Here is a 17142-nt window from a genome sequence, read left to right on the forward strand (position 1 = left end):
TTATCAAAGGGATTATCTTGATTGAGCTTAAAAAAAAGAGCGGTACTTGACCACTCCTTTTCTGTGTTAGTTTTGCTTTCGATAGAAAACATAATAACTGAGATAACAACCCGCAATAAATAGCAGGCAGCCAATAAAGCCGGCCAGCATTTCCGGATCTGCTGCCATACTGATACAGGTAATAAAACAGAACACAAAACCTAGAATCGGTACAATCGGGAACAGCGGTGCGGCAAAGCCCAGCTCTTCCACGCTATGGCCGGCCTTATACCACTGGCGACGGAAATTAAACTGGCTTAAGCAAATGCTCATCCAGACCACCACCATGGTAAATGCAGCCACACCCAGCAGGTTCTTGAAGATGGTTTCCGGTGCAAACTGCTCTGACAGTAATCCCGGAATTGCACCAAACATGGTGACAATAATCGCCACAAAAGGAATGCCACGATGGTTCACTTTGGAGAACACGGCAGGTAGCTGTTTTTTGTCAGATAAAGACCACATCATGCGGGAAGCGGCATATAAACCCGAGTTGGCTGCCGATAATAGCGCGGTAATAATCACAAAGCGGATGATATCTTCCGCGTGTGGAATACCGATATACGTAAATACCGTTACAAACGGACTGCTACTGACGCCTTCAGCACCCAAGCCTGCCATCTGATGCGGCAACAGTGCGCTAATCACCACAATTGTGCCGACAAAGAAAATCAGCAGTCGCCAGATTGCGGCATTAATCGCTTTGGGTACGTTTTTAGCCGGATCCTGAGTTTCACCTGCGGCAACACCAATCAGTTCGGTGCCAGAGAAAGCGAAGTTGACAATCAGCATGGTGGCGAAAATTGGAAATAAGCCTTGAGGGAACCAGCCCTGAGCCGTAAGGTTGCTAAATAAAGGCGCAGAAGTGTTCCCCTGAAACGAAAGCACACCAAAAATTGCCAACAAGCCGAGAATAATAAAGCTAATCACGGTCACGACTTTGACCAGGGAAAGCCAGAATTCAGATTCTGCAAACAGTTTGGTTGAACTCATATTGAGCCCAAACACAATGGTTGCAAAAACGATGGTCCAGATCCAGACTGAAATTTGCGGAAACCATTCCTGCATCAGCAAGGCTGCGGCGGTAAATTCGGTTCCCAGGGTGGCAGTCCAGGTCAGCCAGTACAACCAGGTAATCATATAACCGGTACCTGGACCAATATATCTGCGTGCATAGGTACCAAAAGAACCTGATTCGGGCATGTGCACCGCAAGTTCGCCCAGACAAAGCATGACTGCATAAGCGATTAAACCGCCTAATACATAGGAGATGATGGCACCTACAGGCCCCGTTTGTGCAATGACTTCACCCGAACCTAAAAATAACCCCGTGCCGATTGCGCCGCCTAGCGAAATCATGACCAGGTGTCGAGTACTCATAGCGCGTTTTAAAGGCGCAGAATTGCCCTGATGCATAGCATCATTCGGAGTATGAGATGACTGCATAAGAGAAAAAGAAAAAGAAAAATGAAGCGAACTATTGTAGTGAAAAACTACGAATCTGCAATGTAATAATGATAGGTGTTGAAGCTTGAATGATCGTATAGCACGATATATGGCGACCCTACGGGGATTCGAACCCCGGTTACCGCCGTGAAAGGGCGATGTCCTAGGCCTCTAGACGATAGGGTCGTGAGGAGGTGATGCGTATATTATGGATTTTTAATAAAGCTGTCAAACCTGTAATTGTGTTATTTTTAAAATATTGAATTAATTGCATAAAAAATGACAAATCTAAAATAAAAAGAGCAGTTTTTTAAACGGGACTTGATCTATCGCTTTAAAAGCACATTTATTTTCAGCACGATACAACTTGCATCAATCCACCCTCTAGGGATGGCTTAATGAGATAAAGTGCAGCCATTGCTCTTTTTAGCGATGACTTCGGCTCCTCGGCAGATGAATACTGTGAAGGTTGGGGAGGGTTGTGTAAGATAAAAAATAGGCTGAAAGCATTATTTTAATTATGGGTTAGGTGAATGTTAAATCAGCCAAACTTTTCGATGATGAAGGCTGGGTTGAGGACGGTTTTAAATTAAAAAGACCACATATTAGTAGTCGGGTGTTTGATATTTCTCAGACTGTTCTTGCGCTGGAGCTTCTGCCGGGGTAATGGATGAATCCTTGGCTGGAGCTTCATCTCTGCTGACGATATATAAATATAAAGCAGAGGGCAGGAGAATGATTAAAACAAGGAAAAATTTTTTCAACATACGAGCAGGTTCATTAATTGCAATGGGGGAAACTTAGCATGCAAATTGCCATAAAAAAAGGGTGTCGCAGCACTTAAGGCTAAACTTTAAAAATCAAGCTTTGGAAACGATTATTCAGGATGAGCAGATGAGTAATTTTAGCAATTATGTTTGGTGATTATCCGCAAGTTATGACGGCTTTTTAAGAGGCTCGGGATATGAATATACGAATCAAGGTTTTAATTTTAAAATGTTTTCGGTAGTAAAAATAAAGAAGAGAAAAATAGATGGCGTCCCTACGGGGATTCGAACCCCGGTTACCGCCGTGAAAGGGCGATGTCCTAGGCCTCTAGACGATAGGGACGTTTAGAAGATGGCGGTATCTTATTGATCCGCCACCAAGGTGTCAAGTAGATGGGGAGCGAGTTTGTTCAAAATATAGCAAAACAGTTCTGCAGTCTTTTGGGTGTCATACAAGGCAGAGTGTGCTTCCTTGCCATCGAACTCGATTCCCGCCTGAATGCAGGATTTTGCCAGTACGGTTTGACCAAACATCACGGCACTTAAAGTCACGGTGTCAAACACCGAAAAACTGTGAAAAGGATTTTGATTTTTAGTCCCCGTACGGGCAATGGCCGCTTGTACAAAGCCCAAATCGAAATGTGCATTATGGCCGACCAAAACTGCATGGGTACAGTTTTGCTGACGGCGAACTTCATTGACCGACTTGAAAATGCGTTTTAATGCACTTTTTTCATCTTCCGCCATTGCAATACGCATTGGGTTGGATGGATCAATACCAATAAATTCCAGGGAACGACGGTCTAAGTTCGCCCCTTCAAAAGGATTAATATGTGCATGGTACGCTTCACCAGGTACAAATTGACCTTCTTCATTATAAATGATGGGGATTGCTGCAATTTCCAGCAAGGCATCGGTCTGTGAGTTAAAACCTGCTGTCTCGACATCGACAACAACAGGTAAAAATCCACGGAAACGCTGACCAATTACTGGTGGGGTTTCATCTGTCACACTTTTCTCCATTGGATGGTCTTACCCGCATACAATGGGATAATCTGTTCGCCATCCAAATAGTCTAAACTTTCCGGAATAACTTGTTCTTCTTTGACCAAAGTAATGGTATTGGTGTTGCGCGGTAGGCCATAGAAATCAGCACCGAAATGGCTGGCAAAACCTTCCAGGCGGTCCAGTCGGCCAACCTGATCAAAAGCCTGAGCATATAATTCAATTGCGGTAGGTGCACTGTAGCAACCGGCACAGCCACAGGCATTTTCTTTGGCATTTTTTGAATGCGGCGCGCTGTCTGTTCCCAGGAAAAACTTGGGATTAGAACTGGTCGCCACTTCAAGCAGGGTTTGCTGATGGCTTTGACGCTTTAAAATTGGCAAACAATAGAAATGCGGTTTAATACCACCCACCAGCATATCGTTACGGTTGAACAGTAAATGCTGTGGGGTAATGGTCGCAGCGACATTGCGGTCTTGTTCAAGTACAAAATGTGCCGCGTCGCTTGTGGTGATGTGTTCTAAAACCAATTTAAGTTTAGGGAATTGTTTTAGAAGCGGTGAAAGCACTTCATCTAAAAAGCGTTTTTCACGGTCAAAAATATCCACATGGTTATGGGTGACTTCACCATGAAGCAACAACGGTACCTGGTGTTCTTCAAGCTGTTCAATCACCGCATAGACTTTACGGATATCACTGACGCCATTGTCTGAATTTGTGGTTGCACCGGCTGGATACAGCTTGATGGCATTCACATGCTCGGATTCTTTAATTTTTTTGACTTCGCTCGGTTGGGTCTGGTCGGTAAAATAAAGCACCATCCGGGGATCAAATGCGACACCTTCAGGGACATGCGCCATAATGCGTTCACGATAAGCCAGTGCTTCCTCAACTGTTTTGATTGGAGGGACAGTATTAGGCATGCAGATGGCACGAGCAAACTGCTTGGCAAGATCTGGAACTGTGCGTTTTAAAGATAAACCGTCACGTAAGTGAGCATGCCAATCGTCTGGCTGGAGAAGGGTGATTGTATTCAAGGCCATTTCAATCGAAGAAATAAAACAGATGATAATCCATAAAGTGTGAAAATGGTAACGAGAATTACAGACAAATGGTTATATATATATAATTCTAAATAAGAAAAATATGTTATTTTTAGTAACTAGAAGAAATAAGAAATGCTGGGCAATGGAATCCAAGTATAATCTAGCGAAATTACAATATGATAAAGAAAAGATAGAAGAACTGATTACGCGGCAAAGTCAACGCGTAGGACAGGTTTTTCCAAAAAAAATGGAACAGGAATTTTGGTCGAAAAACTTGGAACGTGCCCGTAAGCATGTACAAAAATACCTGTGGGGTGGCGTTTTATCTTATTTTATTTTTATTCTGGTGATTTTACCCAGCGATTACTGGGTAATTGACAAACAGTATCTCAAGCATGATTTTCTGAACTGTAGCTTAGGTTTGGCCAATGGTGCTCTATGCTTGCTGGTCTTATTTTCTTTTTCGCATTTTCCTAAACTGCGTCCCTATTTTGCTCCGGCTTCCATGGTGCTTATGTTTTGGGCCATGGTCTCCATGTCCTGGTTAACCTTGACCGTAGAAACCGTCGCCTTGCGACAACAAGGTATGGCTATCCTGTGCATGATTTATATCATGGGTTCCCTTATTACTGGAGTAAAGCCATTTCAGATGCTGATGACCGGGTTTTTAGCAGCCTCAGTAACAGTCATTCTTTTCTTTCTACTTCATGTTGATTTTGATGCCGTGGTGTTGGGGCGTATTCTTTTTGGCAGTTGCGTATTTGGTTATGTGATTAGTCATATGATTTTTGCGCGAGAACGAATGATTTATTTGTTTACTATGCGTGCGCGAATTAGTGAAAAAATGCATCGGATTCATAATTCGGAATTATTGCATTTAAGTCAGCATGATGACCTGACCAAAATCTCGAATCGTCGTACTTTCGATGAAATGATGGACGTATTTTACGAGCAGACCCGTCAAGAACAAAGTGATTTGGCGATCCTGTTTATTGATATTGATTTTTTTAAAAACTATAACGATTTTTATGGGCACCAAAAAGGCGATGATGTGATTTCCTCTATCGCCAAATCAATTAAAAATGCCATTCGGCATATGGATTTCGTAGCGCGCTATGGCGGGGAAGAGTTTGTCGTATTGTTGCCTGAAACGGATGCTCATGGTGCTTATGCCGTAGCCTCAAATATATTTAAGGCCATCGAGCGTTTAGAAATTCCACACGAAAAATCTTTAATCTCCAATTTTATTACCATCAGCTTGGGCATTACTGTTTATCATGGCGAGACCGAGCTGAGTAAAGAAGAGTTGTTGGAAATTGCTGATCAGGCTTTATATCGTGCCAAGCACTTAGGCCGTAACCAGATTTATTATCAATCTATTCGCTCAAATATTCCTGACACTGAATTAATCAAATCATAAACGGGTCAGATAAAAAAACCGCTCTTTCGAGCGGTTTTTTTGACCTAAAACAAACTTATTTGTTTTTGTCTTTTAATTGAGGAACAGCTGAACCAGTACCTACAGAAAGTAAGCCTGCACCTGTATAGATACCCAATTTTGCACGCGTATCCGTGATGTCAAGGTTACGCATGGTCAATTGACCAATACGGTCAGCAGGGCTAAACATAGAATCACCTTTCTCCATGGTTAAACGCTCAGCTTCATAAGTGAGGTTAGGAGATTCAGTGTTCATGATGGTGTAATCGTTACCGCGACGCAGTTCTAAAGTCACAGTACCCGTTACTGCTTTAGCAACCCAACGCTGTGCAGTTTCACGCAGCATCAGTGCTTGAGAATCGAACCAGCGGCCTTGGTACAACAAACGACCTAAACGCAGACCGTTGATGCGGTATTGTTCAATGGTGTCTTCGTTATGAATACCCGTCACCAGACGCTCATAAGCGATGTGAAGCAGTGCCATACCCGGCGCTTCGTAAATACCGCGAGATTTCGCTTCGATGATACGGTTTTCGATCTGATCCGACATACCGAGACCGTGACGACCACCGATACGGTTGGCTTCAAGAATGAACTCAACCGGATCTTCAATGCGTTGACCGTTGATTGCAACCGGGAAACCTTCTTCGAAAGTAATTGAAACTTCTTCAGGAGCGATTTCAACGTCATCTTTCCAGAACGCAACGCCCATGATTGGGTCAACGATTTTGATACCGGCATTCAGGTATTCAAGATCTTTCGCTTCGTGCGTTGCACCCAGCATGTTTGAGTCGGTTGAGTAGGCTTTTTCTTTTGACATTTTATAGTCAAAGCCGTTGTCGATCAGGAATTGTGACATTTCCGCACGACCACCAAGCTCATCAATAAAAGTCTGGTCTAACCAAGGTTTGTAAATTTTAAGCGCTGGATTGGTCAACAAGCCATAACGGTAGAAACGTTCAATGTCGTTACCTTTATAAGTTGAACCGTCACCCCAGATATTGACGTCATCTTCTTTCATTGCGGTAACAAGCATGGTACCGGTTACTGCGCGACCCAATGGCGTAGTATTGAAATAAGGAACACCACCAGTGCTGATATGGAAAGCGCCACATTGAATAGCAGCAATACCTTCTAATGCAAGTTGTAAGCGGCAATCAACCAAGCGAGCTTTTACTGCGCCATACGCTTCCGCTTTTTTCGGAATCGCATCATAGTCGTCTTCATCAGGCTGACCCAGGTTTGCTGTATAAGCATAAGGTTCTGCGCCTTTTTGTTTCATCCACAATAGAGCAGCTGAAGTATCTAGACCACCAGAGAAGGCAATACCAACTTTTTTGCCTACTGGGACATTCTGCAAGATAGTTGCATTATCAGACATTGTTAATCCTAACGATATGAAATAGGCACCGAGAAATTTGGTGGCCCAAGAAAATACACATTTCTTTAATTGTAGCACTATTTTATTTCTAATGGTTTTACAAAAGAAAATCTCGTTGAAAATTTGAAACTGATAGATTCAATATATGTTTATAAGCAAAGATTTGGATTGAATCGTGAAGCAGAGCAAAGCTGTGGCTTATAAACCGGCGTTATACAGGGTTTAAAAGCAAGGCCCATAACAATTTTGAGCAGCACATTCAAAGTTTGATCGCCTGCAACATGTCCGCGCATTTTATTTCCTGTCAGCATGGTTTTCTGTCGCACCTGTTATCTGTCTCTAATTATCCAGGAGACTAATGATCAGGATCTACGCTTACTGTAAATAGTGCTTTGCTTTGAGCAAGCATCGTTCAAATAACCCCTATTATCGACTAAAGTATTAGATGGTTGTCCCGGATTTTTTAATTTTCCAAAAAAATAATAAAAATGAAATAATTAAAAATATCTGAGTGAATTTTAACCAGTGTGGTCTGTGCAGATTTTGAATATTTTATACATTATATTGGTATGACCAATTTTAAATAAATAAATTGGATATTGATCTTTAATTGGTTAAAAAGTAGCATATTTAAAGTTTAGAGATATATTTTTTAAATTAAATGATTATTGGTCATACCAATTTAAGTATTCATTGGTAGGTGATCAGACCATTTTGTATTCTGGAAAAGCATTTCAAGGAGAGGACAATGCTTCAACAATGGCAACAGATTTACGATCCTATGGGCAATATCTGGCTCTCCAGTTTGATTGCCCTGATTCCCATCATTTTCTTCTTTTTAGCACTTGCGGTATTCCGCATGAAAGGTAGCGTAGCGGGAACAATTACCGTGATCCTGGCGCTGCTGGTTTCCTTATTTTCCTATCAGATGCCGGCCGTGATGGCTTTTGCATCGATGATTTACGGTTTTTTCTATGGTTTGTGGCCAATTGCCTGGATCATCATCGGGGCCGTATTTCTATATAAAATTTCGGTTAAAACAGGGCAGTTCGATATTATTCGTTCCTCCATTCTGTCGATTACCGAAGATCAGCGCTTACAGATGCTCTTTGTGGGTTTTGCCTTTGGTACTTTCCTTGAAGGTGCAGCAGGTTTTGGTGCTCCGGTTGCCATTACCGCTGCATTGCTGGTGGGATTAGGCTTTAAACCCTTATATGCAGCGGGCTTATGCCTGATTGTCAATACTGCACCGGTTGCCTTCGGCGCAATGGGGATTCCCATTATTGTGGCCGGGCAGGTTTCCGGGGTGGATACCATGGAAATCAGCCAGATGGTAGGACGTCAGTTGCCGTTTATGGTGCCGATTGTTCTATTCTGGATTATGGCGATTATGGATGGCTGGCGCGGTGTGAAAGAAACCTGGCCAGCGGTGATTGTGGGTGGTGGATCGTTCGCGCTTGCACAATATCTCACCTCTAACTTTGTAGGTCCTGAACTGCCAGACATTACCGCTGCAATTGCTTCACTGGTTTCTTTAACAATTTTGCTTAAATTCTGGCAGCCAAAACACATTTTCCGTTTTGCAGACCAGGACGCAAATGTGGATGAATCCGCTGCTCAACAGCTCGCAGCTCAAAAACAGCAGAAATATAGCATTGCCCAAATTGCCAAGGCATGGTCGCCATTTGCCATTTTAACCGCAATGGTCACCATCTGGAGTATCAAGCCCTTTAAGGATTTATTTGCCAAAGATGGCGCGCTGCATGATCTGGTGATTTCGATCAAGGTGCCGTATTTGCATCAGCTGATCCAGAAGATGCCGCCGGTGGTCCCTGAAATTAAGGACTACGATGCGATTTATAAATTTGACTGGATTTCTGCTACAGGCACAGCCATTTTCATTGCCGCCATCATCACCATCATTTTCCTGAAAATGAAGCCTAAAGCAGCAGTCATCACTTTTGGCGAAACCATCAATGAATTGAAAGTTCCTATTTATTCCATTGGTATGGTGCTGGCTTTTGCCTTTATTGCGAACTATTCAGGCATGTCGGCTACCCTGGCTTTGGCGTTGGCACATACCGGTCAGGCATTTACCTTCTTCTCGCCATTCCTTGGCTGGATAGGGGTATTCCTGACCGGTTCAGACACATCTGCCAATGCACTTTTTTCGGCACTTCAGGCGACCACGGCACAACAGATTGGCGTGCCGGAAGTATTGCTGGTTGCGGCCAATACCAGTGGCGGGGTGACCGGGAAAATGATTTCACCTCAATCGATTGCCATTGCCTGTGCGGCGGTAGGTCTGGTGGGTAAAGAATCTGATTTGTTCCGCTTTACCGTGAAACACAGTATCTCCTTTACCGTGATGATTGGTATTATCATTACCTTACAAGCCTATGTGTTCCCATGGATGATTCCATAAACTGGAATTGATGCAAGAGTAGAGAAATGCAGATGAAAGTTTCCGACCAAGCCGTACAGCAGCTCCGTATGTTGATTGAACAGAGCAATATGCAGGTTGGAGACCGTTTGCCTGCAGAACGTAAATTATGTGAACAGCTCGGGGTGTCGCGTTCATCGCTGCGTGAAGCCATTCAGCATCTGGCCAGTACGGGCATGTTGCTGAGCAAGGCGGGGTCTGGCACCTTTTTGCAGCTGCTGCCGAGCGCCTGGACCAATCATCAAATTGTAGAACCTTTAAGCAATCTGATCGATCAGGACCCGGCTTACCGGTTTGATGTACAGGAAGCCCGTAGCGTTTTGGAGGGTGGTACTGCCTGGTATGCCGCTCAGCGTGCAACAGCAGCAGACCTGGAAAATATTCGTCGCTGCTACGATCGGATTGCCCATTATCAATCTATTGGGGATGATGATCAGGCTTCTAAAGCGGATGCCGAGTTCCATTTAGCCATTGCCGAAGCCTCACATAATCTAGTGCTAATACAGATGATGCGCGGCCTGTTTGACCTGTTGAAATACAACGTGGTTTTGGGCCGACGGAAAGTCTATAGCGAATCGCACCGTTTTGATCAATTGCACGATCAGCACTTTCAGGTGATGGATGCGATTGAACGCCGTGATCCGGATGCTGCACGCAGTGCAGTCTGTGGACACATTGAGTTTGTAGTACAACAGGTACGCTTGATTGATGAAGAAGAAGCTCGTCGCCAGCGTGCCAGTAGATTAAACAGGATATAAGCATGATTATTTCTTCTGCGAATGATTATCGTGAAGCTGCGAAACGTCGGTTGCCGCCTTTTCTTTTTCACTATATTGATGGTGGTGCATACGCGGAATATACACTGAAGCGTAATGTGGAAGATTTATCAAAAATTGCATTGAGACAGCGTGTACTGAATGACATGTCGCAGTTAAGTCTGGAAACCAAACTGTTTGATGAAACCCTGTCGATGCCGGTGGCATTGTCGCCAGTCGGTTTAACCGGGATGTATGCACGTCGCGGGGAAGTTCAGGCGGCAGTGGCGGCAGATAAAAAAGGCATTCCTTTTACGCTATCGACCGTGTCAGTCTGTCCGATTGAAGAAGTGGCGCCAGCAATTCAGCGTCCAATGTGGTTCCAGTTGTATGTACTGCGTGACCGCGGCTTTATGAAAAATGCCCTGGAACGTGCCAAAGCGGCAGGCTGTTCTACCTTGGTATTTACAGTAGATATGCCTGTGCCGGGCGCGCGTTACCGAGATGCCCACTCGGGTATGAGCGGGCCAAATGCGGCAATGCGCCGTTATATGCAATCCTGTTTCCATCCGCATTGGGCCTGGAATGTGGGCTTGATGGGCCGTCCGCATGATCTGGGCAATATTTCCAAATACTTGGGCAAACCAACGGGTCTTGAGGATTATATTGGCTGGTTAGGCTCTAATTTTGATCCCTCTATTTCATGGAAGGATCTGGAGTGGATTCGTGAGTTCTGGGATGGTCCAATGGTGATCAAGGGTATTTTAGATCCTGAAGATGCCAAGGATGCAGTACGTTTCGGTGCAGATGGTATTGTGGTGTCGAATCACGGTGGCCGTCAGCTGGATGGAGTCTTGTCTTCCGCGCGTGCGCTTCCACCGATTGCCGATGCAGTTAAAGGCGACATCAAAATTCTGGCCGATTCGGGTATCCGTAATGGTCTGGATGTGGTGCGGATGCTGGCCTTAGGTGCCGATACCTGTATGTTGGGTCGTGCTTTTGTCTATGCACTGGGCGCTGCCGGTGGTGAGGGTGTTTCCAATCTGCTTGAACTGATTGATAAGGAAATGCGCGTGGCAATGACGCTGACCGGTGCCAAAACCATCGCCGATATTACTTCGAATTGTTTGGTGAAGTTGGAGAAAGAGTTGGCGGGTTGAGATGTTCAGCAATTTTAAGCTAGTCAGCAGTATTTAAGCTTAACCATCAATTTTTTATATTGAAAGTCTCTTCTCCCTGAACAAGCTTTAAGTATTCCTTTAAAGCGAAGTGCAAGAGCAGGTTAGGATGAGGGGATCTTGAACTTAATCTTCTTTTCATCAAGACCTCTCCCTAACCCTCTCCTAGAAGGAGAGGGAACTTTCACTTAATTTTTCTGTGTATTTTCTAGACCAGAGATGTTCGGACTGAAAATCACTTTATCAGTAAAAAATCTATATCCATAAAATGACGTAAATAAATCATTTAGACATTTATTTTTGGAAAATGCCAAATATGAGTTCTCTAGCAAATCCACAACAAACCATTCAAAAGCTCATCAATATTGTTGGCAAGCAACATGTATTCACAGATGACAATGACACACGATTATACCGGCAAGGTCGCCGTTACGGTTCCGGTCAAGTCCTGGCTGTGGTCGTCCCGGGTTCATTGCTGGAACAGTGGCAAGTCTTGCAGGCTGCTGTGGATGCAGACTGTATTGTAATTATGCAGGCTGCCAATACCGGGCTCACCGGTGGCTCAACCCCTTTTGGCGATGATTATGACCGTCCGGTGATTCTGATCAACACTCGACGCTTGGTTGGCATTCAAGTGATTAATGATGCGAAACAAGTGGTTTGTTTGCCCGGTGCAACGCTAGACAAACTGGAAAAAGAACTGGCAGTGTTTAATCGCGAGCCACATTCCGTGATTGGTTCCTCCTGTATCGGTGCATCGGTCTTGGGTGGAGTCTGCAATAACTCCGGTGGTGCACTGGTTCGCCGTGGACCTGCCTATACCGAACTGGCCCTGTATGCCCGAGTAAATGAATCGGGGCAACTGGAACTGGTCAACCATCTGGGCATCCAGCTCGGTTCAACACCAGAAGAAATTTTATCTAATCTGGAAAATCAGCAATATCAATTGACGGATATTGAAAATGATCAGCACTGCTGTGCTTCGGATCATCGCTATGCCCATGACGTGACTCAGGTCGATGAGAACACGCCGGCGCGTTTTAATGCCGATCCATCGCGCTTGTATGAAGCATCCGGTTCGGCAGGAAAAGTCTGCGTGTTTGCGGTACGTTTGGATACATTTGAAAAAATTCCCAGTCAGGTGTTTTATGTCGGCACCAATACCCAGCAAGATTTAACCGCAATCCGCCGTTTTCTACTTACCGATTTGCCGCGTTTGCCAATTGCAGGCGAATATATTCACCGGGTGGCTTACGATATTGGCGCGGAATATGGCAAAGACACTTTCATGTTCATTGAAAAATTCGGGACCGCCAAAGTGCCGGCGGCTTTTGCCATGAAAGATAAGCTCGATGGCTACCTGGAAAAAATCGGCATGAAAGGGCTGTCTGATAAAGTCCTGCAAATGTTGAGCAAATTTTTACCGTCGCATTTACCGAAACGCATGAATGAGTTCCGAGATTTGTATGAGCATCATCTGGTGCTGCGCATCGAAAATCAGGATGTAGAACAGGTGCAGCAGTTTTTACAGCACTATTTTTCAGCTAACACCACTGGAAATTATTTCCTGTGTACCGAAGAAGAAGGACGCAAAGCCTTTCTACACCGTTTTGCCGTAGCCGGAGCTGCCATTCGTTATCGCGACACCCATCGTTCAGAAGTGGAAGATATTGTTGCGCTGGACATTGCCTTACGCCGTAATGACCGTGAATGGGTAGAAACTTTGCCGAAAGAAATGGATGAGCTGATTATTCATAAACTGTATTACGGTCATTTTTTATGTCATGTGTTCCATCAGGACTATATTGTGAAAAAAGGCGTAGATCCTTTGGCAATAGAACATCAGATGTGGAGTTTACTGGATGCACGTGGGGCTGAATATCCCGCAGAACATAATGTCGGGCATTTATATGTGGCCAAGCCTGCGCTCAAAAAGCATTATCAAAAACTGGACCCGACCAATAGCTTTAATGTGGGAATTGGTCATACTTCAAAATTAAAATACTGGAATCAAGAAACAAATTAAAAAACTGAATTAAATCAAAAATCATAACGGGTTCTATCTCTAGTGCAGTCTAATCACTGCACTTTTTTTATGGAAAATTGACAGTTTCGTCAGACAATGTTTAAAACAAGTCATAAACAAAAAAGTAAAAATAGGTAAAGTAATATCAACAAGTTGCAAAGCCAATATATAAAGGATCCATCATGACAACTCGCTATGCAAATATATTAAAACCGCTGCATTTGGGCTTTACGACCATTAAAAACCGTGTCGTGATGGGTTCCATGCATACCGGTCTGGAAGACCGTTTTTATAATTATCCTAAATTGGCCGCATATTTTGGCGAACGGGCAAAAGGTGGCGTAGGGCTGATTATTACCGGGGGAATTTCACCGAACCGTCAGGGTTGGTTGCTTCCGGCGGGCGGTACCATGAATAATTTGGCGGATGTGGCGCCACATCGTTTGGTGACGCATGCCGTACATAAGCATGGTGCAAAAATCTTGATGCAGATTTTGCATTCGGGCCGTTATGGCTATCAGCCTTTTGTGGTTTCTGCCAGCCCGATTAAATCTCCAATTTCACCATTTAAACCGCGTCAAATGAGTGAAAAGCAGATTTTAGAGACCATCGAAGATTATGCACACACGGCTAGCATTGCCAAAAAAGCCGGCTATGATGGCGTGGAAGTTATGGGTTCTGAAGGCTATTTGCTGAATCAGTTTTTAAGCCGTCATGTCAATCAGCGTACCGACCGCTGGGGTGGCGACATTGAAAACCGCATGCGTTTTGCCATAGAGATTGTTAAAGCTATTCGTGAAAAAGTCGGTGAAAAATTTATTATCTGTTTCCGTTTATCCATGCTCGATTTAGTACATGATGGCAATACCATGCAGGAAGTGATTACGGTGGCACAGGCTTTGGAAAAAGCCGGAGTTACCTTGCTGAATACCGGAATTGGCTGGCATGAAGCCCGTATTCCGACCATTGTCACTTCAGTGCCACGTGCAGCGTTTGCCGATTATACAGCCGAAGTGAAAAAGCATGTGGCTATTCCTGTGATTGCCTCCAACCGGATTAACATGCCTGAAACGGCCGAGGCCATTTTGGCGGCTGGAAAAGCAGATATGGTGCAGATGGCACGACCATTGTTGGCAGATGCCTTCTGGGTCAGCAAAACTGCTACCAATCGGGTAGATGAAATCAATACCTGTATTGCCTGTAACCAGGCCTGCCTGGACCACACCTTTAAAAATAAGCGTGCAACCTGTCTGGTCAATCCACGCGCGGCTTATGAAACAGAACTGGTGTATGTAAAAACCAAAGCACCGAAAAAAATCGCTGTTGTCGGTGGTGGTGTGGCAGGCATGTCGGCTGCAACAGTGGCTGCCAGTCGTGGTCATAAAGTCACATTATTTGAAGCAAGCCATGAAGTAGGCGGGCAGTTCAATCTGGCTAAAGTGGTTCCGGGTAAAGAAGAATTCCATGAAACCATCCGCTATTTTAAAGTCCAAATTGAAAGAACTGGTGTAGAACTGCGCTTAAATACCAGAGTCAACCGTGAACAGCTGGAGCGTGAAGGTTTTGATGAAGTTGTGGTGGCAACGGGAGTGATTCCTCGTGCATTAAAAATAGCAGGCAGTCAGGCACCGCAAGTGTTGTCTTATGCAGAAGTATTACGTGGTGCTGCTGTTGGTAATCGGGTGGCGGTGATTGGTGCCGGTGGTATTGGTTTTGATGTGTCTGAGTTTTTATTAAAGCCTGAACATCAGCCACAGCCGCAACCCTTGGCGGACTGGCAGCGGGAGTGGGGTATTGACCCTAATCCGAATTATATTTCTGAAGGTGGCCTGCAAGCTGCTGAAGTGGATCATCCGGTACGTGAAATTTATCTCTTGCAACGCAAAACGACACCGCTGGGGATTGGATTAGGCAAAACCACAGGTTGGGTACATCGTGCACAATTGAAAAAGCATGCAGTAAAAATGTTACGTGGGGTGCAATATCAATCCATTACTGATGAAGGCTTATGGATTAAAACCAATGGTTATGACCAGCTGTTACGTGTCGATACCGTGGTGGTGTGTGCAGGGCAGGAGTCAGTGAAGGAGATTATGCCAACTGAAGATGAATTTACCCTGGCAAATTACCATATTATTGGCGGTGCAAAACTGGCGGCAGAGCTTGACGCAAAGCGTGCAATTCGTGAAGGTGCTGAATTGGCAGCTAAATTATAATTTTTTAAGTTCATTTGGTGAAACAATATTCATTTGAATGGTTTAGTTGTAATTTTTACTTGTCAGTTTTTAAAAACATCCGTATGATGGCGCACATGGAAGCGTGGCAGAGCGGTTTAATGCACCGGTCTTGAAAACCGACGAGGGTGTGAGTCCTCCGTGAGTTCGAATCTCACCGCTTCCGCCAGATTACAAGCACAAAGCCCTGACATTGTCAGGGCTTTGTTGTTTCTAGGGTTATGCAATGTAAGCCAATAGTAAACGGAATAAAAACCTATTTTGAGTTTAAATTATTGCTCAAGACTAAAAACAATCTCAAATTGGATACCATCCCAAACAGTTAATTCACCGATCCAATTTGTTTTTGCATTAAATCTTTTAGGGTATTGGCTGCCATCTTTACCATCTAAAATATTTTGAAAATCAGAACTTTTCTCAAGCATTGCTATAATTGGTCTAATTTTTAAGTTTTCTTCCAATGCAAGATCAAGATTTTTCTTAAATTCATTACATCCGTTACCAGACCATCTATCAATACGGTCACGATAGATTTGTTTTCTTTCAGTTGGGTGTTTAGACAATAAAGGTTTATGTCCCCATAAACTAACAATTAACTCATTATTAGAACTAATTGAAGATACCGACCAGTTTGGATTTTTAAGATCAGCATCAAATTTTTTAAATTCAGAAACGATACCCATAATAATACTCATATTCAAATTTACCCTTATTTAAGATATTCTGATCAGTATAAATTACAAGTATTTAAGGTTAATAAATGTCTGATACTCCAACCGTTTGGGGTGTACACATGGGTGTACATGTTGGAACTGAACCAGTTGAAAAAAATTACATTGGAATATGGTGGTCAGAGCTAGGTGATTTAAGTCAGATTGAAGCTGATAGGGAAGCTTTTAAATTTGCTTTGCAAGCAAAACAGCCTGATTCTTCAATGCCTTCTATCCGAACTCAGGTAGCCACAATATACAGATTTATGCATGTGGTAAAAACTGGAGATTATGTAGTTTATCCATGCAAATCAGATAGAATGGTGTATATAGGTGTTATTAGTGGAGATTATGAGAGGGCTAATTCTGAAGACGAAGATGCTTATTTAAATCGACGCCCTGTAAAATGGCTAACACCTAATGGAGTTCCACGTAACAATTTTTCTCAAGTAGCGTTATATGAAATTGGTGCTTACATTACGTTATTTGAAATTAAGAAAACAGCAGGAGATTTTTTAAATGCTGTAGGGATTAAATACCAAGCTGCAATAAATAAAGATGCAGGTGGTGTTTCAAAAAGTATGCTAGCGTTAAACAAATCCGTTATTAAGGTAAAAGAAAGTCAAATCAAAGGCTTTAAAATGATTTTCGAGCTTTTTAGAAAAGTTGCAACT

12 protein-coding genes, 3 tRNA genes and 1 pseudogene are annotated in these 17142 nt (G+C 43.6%); 7 read left to right on the plus strand and 9 right to left on the minus strand.

Going from position 1 to position 17142, the window contains the following annotated elements; all coding sequences use genetic code 11:
• Positions 1-66: 66 nt before the first annotated feature.
• From ACPUEY_RS10020 to pyrC, 6 genes are all read right to left on the minus strand, one after another.
• Positions 67-1485, minus strand: a complete 1419-nt coding sequence (locus tag ACPUEY_RS10020) for an amino acid permease (RefSeq protein ID WP_425121972.1) — start codon at positions 1483-1485, stop codon at positions 67-69.
• 110 nt (positions 1486-1595) lie between these two features.
• Positions 1596-1671, minus strand: a tRNA-Glu gene (locus ACPUEY_RS10025).
• 419 nt (positions 1672-2090) lie between these two features.
• A complete protein-coding gene (locus ACPUEY_RS10030) occupies positions 2091-2252 on the minus strand; it encodes a hypothetical protein (protein WP_425121973.1) in 162 nt (53 codons plus the stop codon).
• Positions 2253-2519: 267 nt separating this feature from the next.
• Positions 2520-2595, minus strand: a tRNA-Glu gene (locus ACPUEY_RS10035).
• Between the two features lie 20 nt (positions 2596-2615).
• Positions 2616-3275, minus strand: coding sequence for a ribonuclease T (gene rnt / locus ACPUEY_RS10040; RefSeq protein WP_092819913.1), 660 nt, complete (start codon positions 3273-3275; stop codon positions 2616-2618).
• Complete coding sequence (gene pyrC, locus ACPUEY_RS10045; RefSeq protein ID WP_092819995.1) at positions 3260-4294, minus strand: dihydroorotase; 1035 nt, start codon at positions 4292-4294, stop codon at positions 3260-3262. The genes rnt and pyrC overlap by 16 nt, the downstream gene beginning before the upstream one ends.
• 151 nt (positions 4295-4445) lie before the next feature.
• Here pyrC and ACPUEY_RS10050 point away from each other — a divergent pair, with 151 nt between their 5' ends.
• Complete coding sequence (locus ACPUEY_RS10050) at positions 4446-5723, plus strand: GGDEF domain-containing protein (protein ID WP_425121974.1); 1278 nt, start codon at positions 4446-4448, stop codon at positions 5721-5723.
• A 55-nt stretch (positions 5724-5778) separates the two neighbouring features.
• Here ACPUEY_RS10050 and argG read toward each other — a convergent pair whose 3' ends face one another.
• On the minus strand, positions 5779-7122 hold the full coding sequence (argG, locus tag ACPUEY_RS10055; protein WP_425121975.1) for an argininosuccinate synthase: 1344 nt from the start codon (positions 7120-7122) through the stop codon (positions 5779-5781).
• 748 nt (positions 7123-7870) lie between these two features.
• Here argG and lldP point away from each other — a divergent pair.
• The 6 genes from lldP (at position 7871) to ACPUEY_RS10085 (ending at position 15927) form a co-directional block, all read left to right on the plus strand.
• Complete coding sequence (gene lldP, locus ACPUEY_RS10060; protein WP_425121976.1) at positions 7871-9547, plus strand: L-lactate permease; 1677 nt, start codon at positions 7871-7873, stop codon at positions 9545-9547.
• A 32-nt stretch (positions 9548-9579) separates the two neighbouring features.
• Positions 9580-10323: a transcriptional regulator LldR gene (lldR, locus tag ACPUEY_RS10065; protein WP_131273251.1), complete on the plus strand. Its 744-nt coding sequence runs from the start codon at positions 9580-9582 to the stop codon at positions 10321-10323.
• Positions 10324-10325: 2 nt separating this feature from the next.
• On the plus strand, positions 10326-11480 hold the full coding sequence (lldD, locus tag ACPUEY_RS10070) for an FMN-dependent L-lactate dehydrogenase LldD (RefSeq protein WP_425121977.1): 1155 nt from the start codon (positions 10326-10328) through the stop codon (positions 11478-11480).
• 334 nt (positions 11481-11814) lie between these two features.
• Positions 11815-13524 (plus strand): D-lactate dehydrogenase, encoded by a 1710-nt coding sequence (gene dld, locus ACPUEY_RS10075; protein WP_425121978.1) that lies wholly within the window; start codon positions 11815-11817, stop codon positions 13522-13524.
• A gap of 182 nt (positions 13525-13706) precedes the next feature.
• Positions 13707-15740, plus strand: coding sequence for an FAD-dependent oxidoreductase (locus ACPUEY_RS10080; protein WP_425121979.1), 2034 nt, complete (start codon positions 13707-13709; stop codon positions 15738-15740).
• Positions 15741-15837: 97 nt separating this feature from the next.
• Positions 15838-15927: transfer RNA gene (locus ACPUEY_RS10085), tRNA-Ser, on the plus strand.
• 103 nt (positions 15928-16030) lie between these two features.
• On the opposite strand, the gene ACPUEY_RS10090 is transcribed toward ACPUEY_RS10085, so the two are convergent.
• Both ACPUEY_RS10090 and ACPUEY_RS10095 read right to left on the minus strand, forming a co-directional pair.
• Positions 16031-16453: a hypothetical protein gene (locus ACPUEY_RS10090; RefSeq protein ID WP_425121980.1), complete on the minus strand. Its 423-nt coding sequence runs from the start codon at positions 16451-16453 to the stop codon at positions 16031-16033.
• Positions 16454-17058: 605 nt separating this feature from the next.
• Positions 17059-17142 (minus strand): annotated as a pseudogene (locus tag ACPUEY_RS10095) (IS1 family transposase); the annotation flags it as partial.

It is taken from the genome of Acinetobacter sp. G11 (assembly GCF_049808495.1).
Classification (GTDB): domain Bacteria; phylum Pseudomonadota; class Gammaproteobacteria; order Pseudomonadales; family Moraxellaceae; genus Acinetobacter; species Acinetobacter kookii.

Excerpts from the sequence above, each read along its gene's own strand:
- dld (WP_425121978.1), top strand. The coding sequence starts at position 11,815 with ATGAGTTCTCTAGCAAATCCACAACAAACCATTCAAAAGCTCATCAAT.
- ACPUEY_RS10030 (WP_425121973.1), bottom strand. The coding sequence starts at position 2,252 with ATGTTGAAAAAATTTTTCCTTGTTTTAATCATTCTCCTGCCCTCTGCT.
- lldR (WP_131273251.1), top strand. The coding sequence starts at position 9,580 with ATGAAAGTTTCCGACCAAGCCGTACAGCAGCTCCGTATGTTGATTGAA.
- ACPUEY_RS10020 (WP_425121972.1), bottom strand. The coding sequence starts at position 1,485 with ATGCAGTCATCTCATACTCCGAATGATGCTATGCATCAGGGCAATTCT.
- rnt (WP_092819913.1), bottom strand. The coding sequence starts at position 3,275 with ATGGAGAAAAGTGTGACAGATGAAACCCCACCAGTAATTGGTCAGCGT.
- ACPUEY_RS10050 (WP_425121974.1), top strand. The coding sequence starts at position 4,446 with ATGGAATCCAAGTATAATCTAGCGAAATTACAATATGATAAAGAAAAG.
- lldP (WP_425121976.1), top strand. The coding sequence starts at position 7,871 with ATGCTTCAACAATGGCAACAGATTTACGATCCTATGGGCAATATCTGG.
- lldD (WP_425121977.1), top strand. The coding sequence starts at position 10,326 with ATGATTATTTCTTCTGCGAATGATTATCGTGAAGCTGCGAAACGTCGG.
- ACPUEY_RS10080 (WP_425121979.1), top strand. The coding sequence starts at position 13,707 with ATGACAACTCGCTATGCAAATATATTAAAACCGCTGCATTTGGGCTTT.
- argG (WP_425121975.1), bottom strand. The coding sequence starts at position 7,122 with ATGTCTGATAATGCAACTATCTTGCAGAATGTCCCAGTAGGCAAAAAA.
- ACPUEY_RS10090 (WP_425121980.1), bottom strand. The coding sequence starts at position 16,453 with ATGAGTATTATTATGGGTATCGTTTCTGAATTTAAAAAATTTGATGCT.